The sequence below is a fragment of the Nocardiopsis suaedae genome (genome assembly GCF_027706745.1).
Classification (GTDB): domain Bacteria; phylum Actinomycetota; class Actinomycetes; order Streptosporangiales; family Streptosporangiaceae; genus Nocardiopsis_A; species Nocardiopsis_A suaedae.
In genome coordinates this window covers 56,208-69,732 of sequence record NZ_JAQFWP010000004.1, presented here as the reverse complement: position 1 = coordinate 69,732, position 13,525 = coordinate 56,208, and the positions used below count along the sequence as shown (strand labels likewise).

Here is a 13,525-nt window from a genome sequence, read left to right as displayed (position 1 = left end):
CGGCCGGGGCAAAATGGCACCTCGTGCGGTCCATCCCCGCGCCTGCGGGGCTTTCCCGCAGGTCGTGAACGTGGGCGGCCAGAACATCGGTCCATCCCCGCGCCTGCGGGGCTTTCGAAGCCGTCCTCAACCAGGCCACCATCACGGTCGGTCCATCCCCGCGCCTGCGGGGCTTTCCCGCGCACACGGGGCCCCGCCCGGACCCCCCGAGGTCCATCCCCGCGCCTGCGGGGCTTTCACTTATCTACGTGCGCCTTTGCGGGACGTTATCGAAAAGCGACCGACCGCGCACCCCTCGTGGACCGATCCTGTCCTCATTGGTCGCGTCCTTGTGAACCATGAAGCACGAGAGGGGGTCGGGCCAGGAATTCCTCCCATGGCCCACCCCCTCTCTCGCCACCGATCAGCGCAGGAGCACGACCCCCTACACCGACGGCAGCTCCACCAGTTCTGCCAACAGCGCCCGGTGCCGGTCGGCCGTCCCCAACGCGATCGCCGCGCTCTTGGTCCGCTTCAGGTACAGGTGTGCCGGGTGCTCCCACGTGAAGCCGATGCCGCCGTGCAGCTGCACCGCCTCCTCCGCCGCCTTCACCGCCACGCCCGACACGAACGCCTGCGCCATCGACGCGTTGATCCGCGCCTCCTCGCTCTCCTGGCCCGCCGTGTCGGCCGCCGCGCGCACCACCGCCCTCGCCTGGGCGATCGACACCCACAGGTCGGCCAGCCGGTGCTTCAGCGCCTGGAACGACCCCACCGGACGCCCGAACTGGGTCCGGGTCTTCAGGTAGTCCACCGTCGTCTCCAGCGCCCACTCCGCCGCGCCCAGCTGCTCGGCCGCCAGCAGGGCCGACCCGGTCCGCAGCGCCCGGGCGACGGCGCGCTCGGCCGCCTCGCCGGATGCCAGCAGCCGTCCCGGCGCCCCGTCCAGGCGCACGTCCGCCAGCGGGCGGGTCAGGTCCAGGGTGGTCAGCGCCGCCACATCCGCGTCCGCCGCCTCCACCAGGTACAGCTCCGACCCGCTGGGCCCCAGCGCGGGCACCAGCAGTGCGTCGGCCGGGAGCGCGTCCGCCACGCCCCCCACCGTCCCGGTCAGGCGGCCGCCCTCCGCGCGCACCACCGCGGGGAACGCCGCCCCCGCGGGAGGCGCCGTGGCCAGCGGCACCGCGAGGGAGCCCCACGTTTCGCCCGAGGCCAGGGAGCGCAGCGCCTCGGGCGCGGCCGCCGTGTCGGCCTCCACCCCGGTGCTGCCCTTCTCCGCCAGCGCGGCGACCTCCAGCAGCGCCGAGGTCGCCAGCACCGCGCTGCCGAGGAACGGCACCGGCGCCACCGCCCGCCCCAGCTCCTCGGCGACCACCGACGCCTCCCGCCAGGTGGCCCCGGCCCCGCCGAGCTCCTCGGGCACGGGCAGCCCGACCGCTCCCAGCCCCGCCAGCTCCTTGGCCAGCGCCCCGTCGGCGACCTGGTCGGTCTCCACCCGGGCGAGCACCGCCCCGGCGGGCGACTTGTCCGCCAGCAGCGCCCGCACGCTGGCGCGCAGCTCCTCCTCGACCTCGCCGTAGAGCAGGTCCACCGTGGCCTCGTCCGCTTCGGTGCTCATTTCGGCAGGTCCTTCCACGCGACGTCCTTGTCCACCCGGGGCTCGGCGGGCAGCCCGAGGATGCGCTCGGCGATGATGGTGCGCAGGATCTCCGTGGTCCCGCCCTCGATGGAGTTGCCCTTGCTGCGCAGGTAGTGGAAGCCCGCGCCGCGCTTGGTGAAGGCGACCCCCTCGGGGCGGCGGAAGGTCCAGTCGTCGTAGAGCAGCCCCTCCTGCCCCAGCAGCTCCAGTTCGAGGCCGGAGATCTCCTGGTTCAGGCGGGAGAAGGCGTACTTGGCGGCCGACCCCTCCGGGCCGGGCTGCCCGACGGCGAGCTGCTGGCGCAGCCGCTCCTTGGTCATCCGCGCGGCCTCGGCCTCCACCCACAGCCGCATGAGCGCGTCGTGCGTGCCCGGCGTGCGCAGCTCGGGCCGGTCGCGCCAGACGCCGGCCACGATCCCGATGAGCCCGCCCTCGCGCGGGTCGGGCTGGCCGCCGATGGCCACCCGCTCGTTCATCAGGGTGGTCTGGGCGACCTTCCACCCCTGGCCGGCCTCGCCCAGCCGCAGGTCGTCCGGCAGGTGCACGTCGGTCAGGTACACCTCGTTGAACTCGGCCTCGCCGGTGATCTGCCGCAGCGGCCGCACCTCGACCCCTTCGGCCCGCATGTCGCAGATGAAGTAGGTCATCCCGGCGTGCTTGGGGACCTCCGGGTCGGTGCGGGTGACGAGGATGGCCCACCGCGCCTGGTGGGCCAGGGACGTCCACACCTTCTGCCCGTTGACCGTCCAGCCGTCGCCGTCGCGCACCGCGCGGGTGCCCAGGGCGGCCAGGTCCGAGCCGGCGCCCGGCTCGCTGAACAGCTGGCACCACACCTCCTCGCCGGTGTACAGCGGCTTGAGGAAGCGCTCGCGCTGCTCGGGCGTGCCGAACGCGAGGATGGTGGGCGCCGCCATCCCCAGACCGATGACCAGCCCTTCGCGGCCCTCGGGGGCGGCTCCCAGGCGGGCGAACTCGTCGTCGACGACGGACTGCAGGGCGCGCGGCGCGCCCAGGCCGCCCGCGCCCTCAGGGAAGTGGACCCAGGCGAGACCGGCGTCGAAGCGCGCGGCCAGGAACTCCTTCTGCCCGGTGGACGCGGGGTCGTGCGCGGCGACGAATTCGGCGACCCGCCGCCGCAGTTCGGCGGCGTCGAGCGCCGCCCCTTCGGTGACCGTTGACATGGAACCTCCGTGGGACCGCTGGGGTGGGGACGGTGCGTCAGTCCAGGGGCCCACCGGCCACGTAGATGACCTGGCCCGAGACGAATCCGGCCTCCTCGCCCGTCAGGAAGGCGATGGTGTTGGCGATGTCCTCGGGGCGCCCGGTGCGGCGCACCGGGATGTTGCCCGCCGCCGCCTTCTTGAAGTCGTCGAAGTCCACACCGACGCGGGCGGCGGTGGCCGCCGTCATGTCGGTCTCGATGAACCCGGGGGCCACGGCGTTGGCGGTGACGCCGAACTTGCCCAGCTCGATGGCGAGGGTCTTGGTGAAGCCCTGCATCCCGGCCTTGGCGGCCGAGTAGTTGACCTGCCCCCTGTTGCCCTGGGCGGAGCTGCTGGACAGGTTGACGATGCGCCCGAAGCCGGCCTCGGTCATGTGGGCCTGGGCGGCGCGGGTCATCAGGAACGCGCCGCGCAGGTGCACGTTCATCACGGTGTCCCAGTCGTCCTCGCTCATCTTGAAGATGAGGTTGTCGCGGATGACGCCGGCGTTGTTCACCAGGATGACGGGCGGCCCCAGCCGCTCGGCGACGGCCGCCACGGCCCGGTCGACCTGCTCGGCGTCGGACACGTCGGCGCCGATCGCCACGGCCTCGCCGCCGTCGGCGGTGATGGCGTCGGCGGTGCGCTGGGCGTCGGACTCGTTCAGGTCGAGCACGGCGACGGCGCGCCCCTCGGCGGCCAGGCGGCGCGCCGTGGCGGCGCCGATGCCGCGGGCGCCGCCGGTGACCAGTGCGACGCGGCGGGGGGTCTCGGCCATGGGAACCTCCTTGTGGGAACGGGTGTCGAGTGGTCCAGGACACATCCGGGGCGATCCTACCGAGCACGACCGACCGAGCGGTATGTGGGGGTGGGGCCGGGCGTGACCGAGATCGCGCCGGGCTGCCCCGCCTCGCCCGGATCGGCGCCGGTACGGCCGGTCCCCGGCCCCCTTCCGGCCGCCCCGGGGCCCGGGGCGGCCCGCTCCTGCGGCGGGGGGCGCGCGGCGGACGCTACGGTGGAGGCGGCGGACCCGCGCGCCGACGGGCCGCGCCAGGGCGGTCAGCCACCCCGTTCCGCCCGCACCGCATCCCCGGCTGAAAGGCGATGGCGTTGTTCGACGCCCACCTGCACATCATCGACCCCCGATTCCCGACGGTGGCCAACGACGGATTCACCCCCGAACCGTTCACCGTCCAGGACTACCGGGAGCGCACCGCGCCGCTGGGCGTCTCCGGCGGCGCCGTGGTCGCCGGGTCCTACCAGGGCACCGACCAGGAGCACCTGCTGGCCGCGCTGCGGGAGATGGGGCCCACCTTCGTCGGCGTCGCCCAGCTTCCGCCGGACACCTCCGACTCCCAGCTCCGCGACCTGCACGCCGCCGGGGTGCGGGCGCTCCGCTTCAACCTGTACCGGGGCATGACCCGCGACCTGGACGCCCAGGTCCAGCTCGGCCTGCGCGCCGCCGACCTGCTCGGCTGGCCCGCGGAGTTCTACGTCGACTCCCGCCGGCTGCCGCAGATCTCCTCGCTGATCTCCCCGCTGCCGCGGGTCGCCGTGGACCATCTGGGCCTGTCCGCCGAGGGGCTGCCCGCCCTGCTCGACCTGGTCGCCTCCGGCGCGCGGGTCAAGGCGACCGGATTCGGCCGCGTCGACCTGGACGTCCCCGAGGCGCTGCGCGCCATCGCCGGGGTGAACCCCGGCGCGCTGATGTTCGGCACGGACCTGCCCTCGACCCGTTCCGACCGCCCCTTCCTCGACTCCGACGCCGACCTGGTCGCGGACGTGCTCGGCGCCGACCTGGCCGAGCGCGCCCTGTCCACCAACGCGCGCGAGTTCTACGGCATCGCCTCCCGCGCCCACGTGGCCTGACGGGGCCGCGCGGCGGCCGGACCCGGCCGCCCGCCCCCGGGCCGGTCGCGCAGCGTGACAGGGCGGCGCGCGGCCCCCGTCCCGCCAACACCGGGGATCAGCCGCGCGCCTCACGGCCGAAACCGCGCGTTCGCCTCCAATTACGTTCGGTAGCAGTATGATGGCGCCCGCCCACCCGGTCCGGCCGTACGGAGGGGGCGCCCCCACCGGCCTTGTGGGGGTGGCACCACCGGGGCGGTAGGGGCTGCTGGCGACTACGTACGGTAACGAAATTCGGCGGGAAATCCGGGTATCGTTACGCTACGGGGTCGATCGGTCGGTTTCGCGGAGAAGGTCGGGGGTGGGTGGACGGTGATCGTGGTCGCACACCGGGGCGCCTCGGCCTATGCGCCGGAGAACACCCTCGCCGCCCTGGAGGCCGCGCCGCGGCTCGGCGCGCACATGGCCGAGATCGACGTGCGCCGCACCGCCGACGGGGAACTCGTCGTCGTGCACGACCCCACGCTCGCCCGTACCACCGACGCCGCGCTGCGCTTCCCCGGGCGGCGCCCCTGGCGCGTCCAGGACTTCACCCTCGCCGAGATCCGAACCCTGGACGCCGGGTACTGGTTCTCCGACCGCTACGCCGGGCAGCGCGTACCGACCCTGAGGGAGGCCCTCGACGTGCTGCGCCAGCACGGCTGCGGCGCCCTCGTCGAGCTGAAGGTGCAGCGCCGCGACCCGCTGCTGTGCTCGCGCGTGCTGGAGTTCCTCGCCCGCGACCCCTACTGGTGCGGCGCGCGCCGCGACGGCACCCTCATGCTGCAGAGCTTCGACTGGGTCCTGCTGCGCGCGCTGACCGAGTCGCTCCCCGGGCTGTGCACCGCCGCCCTCGGGCGCCCCTACGGGCGGATCGGGCTGCGCCGCCTGGCCCGCTACGCCCGCCAGGTCCACCCGCACCACCTCCGGGTCACCGCCCCCTACGTTCGCCAGGTCCACGACCAGGGGATGGGCATGTTCGGCTGGACCGTCAACCACCCCGGGGCCATCCGGCGGCTGGTGCGCGACGGTGTGGACGGCATCATCACCGACTACCCCGACCGGGTGTCCGGGGAAGCGCTCCTGGCCGCCTGACGCGGCCGCCCGGCGGCCCCCGGGCCCGGCGGCCCCGCGGGCCCCACCCCCTCCACCTGGGGCTTCGCGGAGGCCGAAGAAAGTACGAGGATGAACTATCGGAATCCCCTGAACCGGCGCGGCCGGTGTCCTAGGATGCGTGCATGAGGAAGATGCACGTGCATATGGGCCGTGCGCGGAGCGACTCGGCCGCCGGGAGCCGGTGCCTGCGGCCGGGACCGGCCATGGAGCTCGGGACTCGACAGGACTGCGAGGGGATCGCGGTGAGCGGACCGTCACGGGAAGGGGCAGTGCCGGGCGGCGGGACGGAGACGGCCCCGGCGGGTGGGGTGGGCGCGGCCTCCTGGTGGCCGGGGGCGCTGCGCTCGGGGGAGCCCCCCGCGAGCATCGCGGTGGAGGCCGCCCGCGGGCGCGCGGACGTCGCCTTCGACCTCCCGGCGGCGCCCGGCGCGCCCGGCGCGGCGCGCGAGATCGGCGCCCGCGTCCTGGGGGTCTGGGGGATGGGCGGGTTCGTCGGCGACGCCGAGCTGGTCCTGTCCGAACTGGTCACCAACGCCGTCCGGCACGGCACGCCGGAGGAGGTCGCCTCGTACGGATATGGGAACGTTATCCGCGTCCGCTTCCTGCGCCGCGACCGCCAGGCGGTCTGCGCCGTCCAGGACCCCTCCGCCCTCGTCCCCGCCCCCCGCGAACCCGACCTGCTGCTGGAGACGGGGCGGGGATTGCACCTGGTCGGGTGCTTTTCCCGGGAGTGGGGCGTGGTGTCCGTCCCGCCCCGCGGCAAGTACGTGTGGGCGCTGTTCGACTGAACCCGCGCCTCCCGCCGCCCCCGTGCCCGGACGCGGTGACCCCTGCCACACTCCCGCGGTGAGAGCGGTTCCACCCGCCGCCGACCGAACACGCGTCCGCGTCGGCGCTATCGTGGGGGGATGCAGGAGTGAGGACCACGGCGCCCGGCCGCCGAGCGGCCGAGGACAGGGCGGCGCCGGACGGCCACGTCTGGGGAGGCAGCGGTCATGAGCGGCATCGCGCGCATCAAGCAGGGCGCCGGTCCGACCGTGCGCCGGATGCTGCTCGGATCGGAGCTGCGCAAGTACCGGGAGAAGGCCGGTGTCTCGCGCGGCGAGGCGGGCCACCACATCCGCGGCTCGGAGTCCAAGATCAGCCGCATGGAGCTGGGCCGCGTCGGGTTCAAGGCCCGCGACGTGGAGGACCTGCTCCTGCTCTACGGCGTCACCGACCGCGACCTCATCCGCACCATGGGCCAGATGGCCCGGGACACCAACAAGCCCGGCTGGTGGCAGCAGTACGGTGAGGCGCTGCCCAACTGGTTCCAGGTCTACGTCGGCCTGGAGGAGGCGGCCAGCCGCATCCGCGTCTACGAGGCCCAGTTCATCCACGGCCTGCTGCAGACCGAGGAGTACGCCCGCTCGGTGATCAACGGCGGCGTCGGCCTGCCCGACCAGGCCACCGAGGACCGCGTCAAGGTGCGCATGCGGCGCCAGCGGCGGCTCGACGAGCCCAACGTGAAGCTGTGGGCCATCCTCGACGAGGCCGCCGTGCGGCGCCCTGTCGGCGGCCCCGAGCTGATGCGCCGCCAGATGCAGCGGCTGGTGGAGCTGTGCGACCACCCGCACATCACGCTGCAGATCGTCCCGTTCAGCGCCGGCGTGCACGCGGCTGAGGCCGGGTCCTTCTCCATCCTGCGCTACCCCGACTTCGAGCTGTCCGACATCGTCTACGTCGAGCACCTGACCGGCTCGCTCTGCCTGGACAAGCGGGCCGAGGTCGACGCCTACACCATGGCCATGGAGAAGCTCAGCGTGATCGCCTGCCCTCCCACCGAGACGCAGGAGATCCTCAAGGACATGGTCGACGAGTTCTAGCCCGCGCCCTCCGGCGCTGATCGCGGGGGCAACGGGGCTGCACGCGCGGTTTCAGCGCCGTTCCTCGCGAGGTCGACGGAGATCCGGCGGGCTCGGACCCGGGGCAGGGGGTCCGAGCGGCATCACGCCCCGCCCCGGTGTGCGTCGGGGCGGGGCCGAGGGGAGCGAGAGCTCCGTCCCCCGCTGTGGTCGTCCGGAGCTCCCTCCGCGGCCGGCGGGGACGGGCCGCGGATCGTCGCATGGGGTGTCAGCTCAGGAAGTTGTCGAAGTCGCCGTCCTTGGCGCCCAGGATCAGGGCGTCGATCTCGGCCTGGGTGTAGACCAGGGCCGGCCCGCCCGGGAACCGGGAGTTGCGCACCGCGATCGAGCCGTCGGGGAGCTTGGCCATCTCCACGCAGGAGCCGCGGGAGTTGCTCCGCTGGCTCTTCTGCCAGGCGGCGCTCGTCAGCTCGGTGGCGGGGATGCCGTTGTACGCGCTCATGATGCTGCGTTCCCTCCTTCATCCTTGTGTGCCACGGTGCTGTGCAAGTGTCGATGCACGTGCATTAGCACCGTACTTTGATCAGGATAGCGCACGTGCATCCGCTCTGTGGGGTGCTTTCTCCGGATGTAGGCGGCTTGTAAGCACGTGCAATCCCTCCTTTCGGGATTGCACAAAACAAAAAGGGACCCCGCCGTACGGCGGGGTCCCGGCTGTGCGGCGGGGTCCCGGCTGTGCGGCGCGCGGCGCCGCGGGGGCCGGTCGGAGGGGGTCAGGAGCAGCTGAGGCCGCTGCGCAGAGTCTCCAGGTTGGCGCGCATGACCGAGGGGTAGTCGTCGCCGGGGGAGTCGTCGGTGATGCCCTCGATCGGGTCGAGCACCGCGGTCTCGGCCCCCGCCTCGTCCGCGATGGTCTCCGCGACCGCCGGGCTCACCAGCGTCTCGGTGAACACGGTGCTCACGTCGTGCTCCTCGACCAGGTCGGCCACCTCGGCGATGCGGGCGGGGGAGGGCTCGGTCTCGGGGTCCAGGCCCGAGATGCCGATCTGCTCCAGGTCGTGGGCGTCGGCCAGGTAGCCGAAGGCGGCGTGGTTGACCACCAGCTCCCGGCTGTCGCACTCGGCCAGCCCCTCGTCGTAGGCGGAGCCGATCTCCTCCAGCTCGCCGCGGACCTTCTCGGCGTTGGCCCGGTAGGCGTCCGCGCCGTCCGGGTCGGCCTCGGCCAGCCGGTCGGCGAGCCCGTCGGCGGTCTCGGCCATCCGGTCGGTGTCCAGCCACATGTGCGGGTCCAGCTCGCCGTGGTCGTGGCCGTCGCCCTCGGCGTGCTCCTCCTCGTGGCCCTCCTCTCCGTGCTCCCCGCCCTCGTGGGCGTGCTCATCGCCGTGGTCGTGCCCGCCTTCGTGGCCCTCCTCGGCGTGCTCCTCCTCGCCGGGGTCGTTCGGGCGCAGCTCGACCAGGTCGGCCACGTCCAGCGCGGTGCCCTCGGAGGCGACCTCGGCCACGGCGTCGTCCACGGCCGGCTGCAGCCCGTTCACGTAGAAGACCACGTCGGCGTCGGCGACCTCGCCGGTCTGCCGCCCGGTCAGCTCCAGGTCGTGCGGCTCCATGCCGGGCTCGGTGAGGTTGGTGACCGCGGTGCGGTCCCCGCCGACCTGCTCGGCCAGCCACTGCAGCGGGTAGACCCCGGTGACGACGGTGACCTCGGCGCCGCCTTCGCCCCCGCCCCCGCCGGAGCCCCCGTCGGCGCCCCCGCACCCGGTGAGCGCGACCGCGGCGGCCGCTCCGGCCGCCATCACCTTGACCGTCATCCTGGTTCTCATGGGACGATGATCGGGAAAATGAAAATGGTTGTCAATTTTCCGATTCGCCTGGTCCCCGGGACGGCGGGTGCGCATCCCCTGCGGCTCAGTTGATCTCGGCGAACCGCTCCACGTCGTCGGTCTTGCCTGCGACCACGATCACATCGCCCTTCTGCGGCACGGTGTTCTCGGTGGCGTAGGTGAACTGCTCCCCGTGGTGCTTGATGCTGACCACGGTGATGCCGTACTTGGCGCGGATGCCGGTGTCGCCCAGGCGGCGGCCGATGACCTCGCGCGGGGCCCGCGTCTTGCCCAGGGCGAACCCCTCCTCGATCTCGACGTAGTCGAGCATCCGCCCGGAGACCAGGTGCGCCACCCGCTCGCCCATGTCGTGCTCGGGCAGCACCACGTGGTGCACGCCCACCTGCTGCAGGATGCGCCCGTGGCGGCGGCTGACCGCCTTGGCCCAGATGTGCGGCACCCCCATGTCCACCAGCAGCGAGGCGGCCAGGATGCTCTCCTCCAGGTGGGTGCCGATGGCCACCACCGCACGGGTGAACTCCTGGGCGCCGATCTGGCGCAGGGCCTCCTCGTCGGTGGCGTCGGCGACCACGGTGTGGGTCAGCGACTCGGCGTAGGCCTGGACCAGCCGGGGGCTGGAGTCCATGCCGAGGACCTCCCAGTTGTGCGCCACCAGCTCCAGGGCCAGGGAGCTGCCGAACCGGCCCAGCCCGATCACGAGGACGCGCTTGTCGTTGGTCTTGCTGCGCGGCACTGGCGTTTCTCCTTGTTCGACTAACCGATGATGGGGCGCGACTCGGGCAGGTCGTAGCGTTTGGTCCGCTCGCGCAGGGCCAGGGCCGCCGCGAAGGTGACCGGCCCGATCCTCCCGGCCACCATCAGGACGACCAGCAGGATATGCGCGCCCGGGGGCAGTTCGGCGGTGATGCCCATGGACAGGCCGACCACGCCGGAGGCCGAGATGACCTCGAACAGCACCGGCACGAGCGCGAAGGAGGTGGCGGCCACGACGGCGACCGTGGAGACCACCACCACCGTCATGGACAGGAAGAGCAGGCTGAGCGACTGCCGGACGACCCCGGGCGAGAGCTTGCGGCCGAACACGTGCACGCTCGGGTTGCCGCGGATCTCCGCCCACACCACGAGGAAGATCACCGCCAGCGTGGCCACCTTGATCCCGCCGGCGGTCCCGGCGCTGCCCCCGCCGACGAACATCAGCATCATGACCACCATCAGGGTGGACTGGTTCATCGCGCCCACGTCGACCACGTTGAACCCGCCGCTGCGCGGCATGATCCCGTGGAAGGTGCCGTCGAGCACCCGCTGCCACCAGCTCATCGGCCCGAGGGTCGCCGGGTTGTTCCACTCCAGGGCGGTGACGGCGATCGCGCCGCCGACGAACAGCAGCGCCGTGGTGACCACGGTCAGCTTGGTGTGCAGGGTCCACCGCCGCGGCCGCCCCAGGTGGCGGCGGAGTTCCAGCAGGACCGGGAAGCCCAGCCCGCCCAGGATGGTGGCCAGCGCGGCGGGCAGCACCACCAGCGGGTCGGCGGCGAAGCGGGTGAGGCTGTCGGAGTACAGGGACAGGCCGGCGTTGTTGAAGGCCGACACCGCGTGGAACACGCCCCGGTACAGCGCCGAGTGCGGCTCCATGCCGTGCTCCAGCCAGAAGCGGGGCACCAGGACGGCGGCCACGGCGGCCTCGCACACCAGGCTGACCACCACCACCCGGCTCACGACCCCGCGCAGGTCCCCCACCTGCAGGGCCCGCGTCTCGGCCTGCACGCTGAGCTGCATGCGCAGGCCGAAGCGGTGGATCACCACCACGCCCAGCACCGAGGCCAGGGTCATGATGCCGATCCCGCCGACCTGGATGAGGACGGCGACGACGACCTGGCCGAAGAGGGAGAGCTCGGCGCCCAGGTCGATGACGCTCAGGCCGCACACGGCCAGGGCGGTGGTGGAGGTGAACAGCGCGTCGACGAACGTGAGGTCCTCGCCCCGGGCGTGGGCGGCGGGGAGCATGAGCAGGCCCGCGCCGACCAGGTCCACCGCCACGAAGCAGAGCACGAAGATGCTCGCGGGCCGCTTCCACAGGCTGCGCAAGGGGTCGTCGCGCCTGCTCCGGGGCTGCGACTCGTCGTCGAACCCCGAGGCGGCCGTTCTCCGTCGCATCGCTCGCTCCGTGTCCTGGTGGCCTGCTTCCCGGCCCGCCTCGGAGCCCGGTTACGTTCCGGCCGTCAGTGTCCTATGAAACCGCGTTCCGGGAGGAATCGGGTCCGTGGCGGGGGCGTGTCGGAGGAGCGCTCCTCCGAATCACTCCGCGGAGCGGGCCGTCTCGCCCCCGCCGCCGGGATCGGCGGTCCGCGCCCCCAGGCGCCGGTAGTGGGCGCTGCGGACGGCCAGCACGCAGGTGGCGAGCACGGTGGCGATGAGGGAGGCGATCAGCACGCCGGACTTCGCGTCCTCCATCATGTGCGCGTCGCCGGGGAAGGACAGCTCGGTGATGAGCAGGGAGACGGTGAAGCCGATCCCGGCGAGCATCGCCATCCCGGCGATGTCGATCCAGCTCAGGGACGGGTTCAGCTCGGCCGAGGTGAGCTTGGTGGTCACCCAGGAGCCGCCGAGGATGCCGATCAGCTTCCCGGCGACCAGGCCCAGGATGACGCCCACCGCCGCGGTGTCGGTGAAGATGGTGCCGAACCCGGTGAAGACCACCCCGGCCGACATCAGCGCGAAGACCGGCAGCACCAGCCCGTGGGCCCAGGGCCGCAGCAGGTGCTCGGCGCGGTGCGAGGGCGCCTCGAACTCCCCGGAGCGCGCCACCGTGCGCATCAGCATGCCCATCGCCACCCCGGCGATGGTGGCGTGCACGCCGCTGGCGTGCACCAGCACCCAGATGGCCGCGGCCAGCGGCACGTACACGGCCCAGTTGGGCAGCCGCGAGGCGTCGAGGCGGGCCGCGAGGCCCTTTCCGCGCTGCAGGTAGCCGAAGAGGGCCAGCAGCGCGATGGCGCCCATGAGCGGGAGGAAGGAGACGTGGTCGGTGTAGAAGACCGCGATGACGATGATCGCGCCGAGGTCGTCGACGATCGCCAGGGTGAGCAGGAAGGTGCGCAGCGCCGGGGGCAGGTAGCGCCCGATCACGGCGAGCACCGCCACCGCGAAGGCGATGTCGGTGGCCATCGGGATGCCCCAGCCGCCCAGGGCCTCGGGGCGGCCCAGGTTGACGCCGGTGTAGATGAGCGCGGGCACGGCCATGCCGCACACCGCGGCCACGATGGGCAGCATCGCGCGGCGCGGGTTGCGCAGTTCACCGTGGACGAACTCCTGCTTGAGCTCGTTCCCGACGATGAAGAAGAAGACCGCCAGCAGGGCGTCGGAGGCCCAGGCCTCCACCGACAGGTCCAGGTGCAGCCCGGAGGGGCCGAAGGCGAAGGTGCGGATGGCCTCGTAGGAGCCCCCGGCGGGGGAGTTGGCCCAGATCAGCGCCGCCGCCGCGCCGAAGATCAGCAGGAACCCCGCGACCACGTCCTCGCGTAGAAGGTCGGCGACCCCTTTGAGGCCGCGGCGTTGTGAGGCCATGTCTCGCGCTCCCCCCGAACCGGCTCGGCTTTCCTGCTGCGGCGTGTGCCGACGTCGTCCCGGAACCGGCCGTGCGGGGGGTCTCGCGGCCGCGGGCGAGCGGCCGCGCCCCCGGGACTCCGCGCGGCGCGCCGCGCGGATGCGCCGGGCCGCTCGGGCCTGTCGTGGACGGGGCGCCGTCGACCCGACCCCGTCGAGGATACTCACGGGGCGGCCCGGATCGGACCACCAGGTCGGGGGGAGGCGGGCCCGGGAGTGTCGCGCCCGGTGCCGTCGATCACGGGGGGCCGTTCTCCGCGAGGCCGACGGGGGACCGAACGGGCGGCACATGCCGGGCGCCTGCACACCGGATCGGCTGCCCAGGGCGGTGGACCGGTCGTCTCAGGGGCGATCGGGTGGTGGAACCGCCGCCTCGGCCTCCTTCTCCGGGGCCGCTGCCGGGCCCTGGAGCGG

Annotated in this window: 12 protein-coding genes and 1 CRISPR repeat array (1 of these 13 running past the window's edge); of the genes, 4 read left to right on the top strand and 8 right to left on the bottom strand. The window is 73.2% G+C overall.

The annotated features are described in order from the left end of the window. A CRISPR array of direct repeats spans positions 1 to 238; the repeat unit is 28 nt; unit sequence GGTCCATCCCCGCGCCTGCGGGGCTTTC (it extends 523 nt beyond the left edge of the window). 186 nt (positions 239 to 424) lie between these two features. Genes O4U47_RS03570 through fabG form a run of 3 tightly spaced genes read right to left on the bottom strand, consistent with a single transcriptional unit; the run spans position 425 to position 3,598 of the window. Next, on the bottom strand, positions 425 to 1,597 hold the full coding sequence (locus O4U47_RS03570) for an acyl-CoA dehydrogenase family protein (RefSeq protein WP_270676069.1): 1,173 nt from the start codon (positions 1,595 to 1,597) through the stop codon (positions 425 to 427). Beyond that, complete coding sequence (locus O4U47_RS03565; RefSeq protein ID WP_270676068.1) at positions 1,594 to 2,799, bottom strand: acyl-CoA dehydrogenase family protein; 1,206 nt, start codon at positions 2,797 to 2,799, stop codon at positions 1,594 to 1,596. The genes O4U47_RS03570 and O4U47_RS03565 overlap by 4 nt, the downstream gene beginning before the upstream one ends. A 37-nt stretch (positions 2,800 to 2,836) precedes the next feature. Next, positions 2,837 to 3,598 carry a 3-oxoacyl-ACP reductase FabG gene (gene fabG, locus O4U47_RS03560; protein ID WP_270676067.1) on the bottom strand — a complete coding sequence of 254 codons (762 nt, stop codon included), beginning with the start codon at positions 3,596 to 3,598 and terminating at the stop codon, positions 2,837 to 2,839. Between the two features lie 326 nt (positions 3,599 to 3,924). Here fabG and O4U47_RS03555 point away from each other — a divergent pair, with 326 nt between their 5' ends. From O4U47_RS03555 to O4U47_RS03540, 4 genes are all read left to right on the top strand, one after another. Continuing rightward, on the top strand, positions 3,925 to 4,689 hold the full coding sequence (locus O4U47_RS03555) for an amidohydrolase family protein (protein ID WP_270676066.1): 765 nt from the start codon (positions 3,925 to 3,927) through the stop codon (positions 4,687 to 4,689). A gap of 351 nt (positions 4,690 to 5,040) precedes the next feature. Continuing rightward, the gene (locus tag O4U47_RS03550; RefSeq protein ID WP_270676065.1) at positions 5,041 to 5,802 is read left to right on the top strand and encodes a glycerophosphodiester phosphodiesterase; all 762 of its coding nucleotides are present in this window, start codon (positions 5,041 to 5,043) and stop codon (positions 5,800 to 5,802) included. Between the two features lie 143 nt (positions 5,803 to 5,945). Further along, positions 5,946 to 6,611 (top strand): ATP-binding protein, encoded by a 666-nt coding sequence (locus tag O4U47_RS03545; protein WP_270676064.1) that lies wholly within the window; start codon positions 5,946 to 5,948, stop codon positions 6,609 to 6,611. Positions 6,612 to 6,818: 207 nt separating this feature from the next. Beyond that, on the top strand, positions 6,819 to 7,688 hold the full coding sequence (locus O4U47_RS03540) for a helix-turn-helix domain-containing protein (RefSeq protein ID WP_270676063.1): 870 nt from the start codon (positions 6,819 to 6,821) through the stop codon (positions 7,686 to 7,688). A 247-nt stretch (positions 7,689 to 7,935) separates the two neighbouring features. Here the strand turns inward: O4U47_RS03540 and O4U47_RS03535 are convergent, their stop codons facing one another. The 5 genes from O4U47_RS03535 to nhaA form a co-directional block, all read right to left on the bottom strand. Further along, on the bottom strand, positions 7,936 to 8,169 hold the full coding sequence (locus O4U47_RS03535) for a DUF397 domain-containing protein (RefSeq protein ID WP_270676062.1): 234 nt from the start codon (positions 8,167 to 8,169) through the stop codon (positions 7,936 to 7,938). 271 nt (positions 8,170 to 8,440) lie between these two features. After that, the gene (locus tag O4U47_RS03530) at positions 8,441 to 9,487 is read right to left on the bottom strand and encodes a metal ABC transporter substrate-binding protein (RefSeq protein ID WP_270676061.1); all 1,047 of its coding nucleotides are present in this window, start codon (positions 9,485 to 9,487) and stop codon (positions 8,441 to 8,443) included. A gap of 85 nt (positions 9,488 to 9,572) precedes the next feature. Continuing rightward, positions 9,573 to 10,241 (bottom strand): potassium channel family protein, encoded by a 669-nt coding sequence (locus O4U47_RS03525; protein ID WP_017622458.1) that lies wholly within the window; start codon positions 10,239 to 10,241, stop codon positions 9,573 to 9,575. A 20-nt stretch (positions 10,242 to 10,261) separates the two neighbouring features. Beyond that, on the bottom strand, positions 10,262 to 11,662 hold the full coding sequence (locus O4U47_RS03520; protein WP_270676060.1) for a TrkH family potassium uptake protein: 1,401 nt from the start codon (positions 11,660 to 11,662) through the stop codon (positions 10,262 to 10,264). A gap of 141 nt (positions 11,663 to 11,803) precedes the next feature. Next, positions 11,804 to 13,072, bottom strand: a complete 1,269-nt coding sequence (gene nhaA, locus O4U47_RS03515) for a Na+/H+ antiporter NhaA (protein ID WP_270676059.1) — start codon at positions 13,070 to 13,072, stop codon at positions 11,804 to 11,806. Between the last annotated feature and the right edge of the window lie 453 nt (positions 13,073 to 13,525).

Coding starts and splice junctions, on each gene's coding strand:
- O4U47_RS03570 (WP_270676069.1), bottom strand. CDS start 1,597: ATGAGCACCGAAGCGGACGAGGCCACGGTGGACCTGCTCTACGGCGAG.
- O4U47_RS03565 (WP_270676068.1), bottom strand. CDS start 2,799: ATGTCAACGGTCACCGAAGGGGCGGCGCTCGACGCCGCCGAACTGCGG.
- fabG (WP_270676067.1), bottom strand. CDS start 3,598: ATGGCCGAGACCCCCCGCCGCGTCGCACTGGTCACCGGCGGCGCCCGC.
- O4U47_RS03555 (WP_270676066.1), top strand. CDS start 3,925: ATGGCGTTGTTCGACGCCCACCTGCACATCATCGACCCCCGATTCCCG.
- O4U47_RS03545 (WP_270676064.1), top strand. CDS start 5,946: ATGAGGAAGATGCACGTGCATATGGGCCGTGCGCGGAGCGACTCGGCC.
- O4U47_RS03540 (WP_270676063.1), top strand. CDS start 6,819: ATGAGCGGCATCGCGCGCATCAAGCAGGGCGCCGGTCCGACCGTGCGC.
- O4U47_RS03535 (WP_270676062.1), bottom strand. CDS start 8,169: ATGAGCGCGTACAACGGCATCCCCGCCACCGAGCTGACGAGCGCCGCC.
- O4U47_RS03530 (WP_270676061.1), bottom strand. CDS start 9,487: ATGAGAACCAGGATGACGGTCAAGGTGATGGCGGCCGGAGCGGCCGCC.
- O4U47_RS03520 (WP_270676060.1), bottom strand. CDS start 11,662: ATGCGACGGAGAACGGCCGCCTCGGGGTTCGACGACGAGTCGCAGCCC.
- nhaA (WP_270676059.1), bottom strand. CDS start 13,072: ATGGCCTCACAACGCCGCGGCCTCAAAGGGGTCGCCGACCTTCTACGC.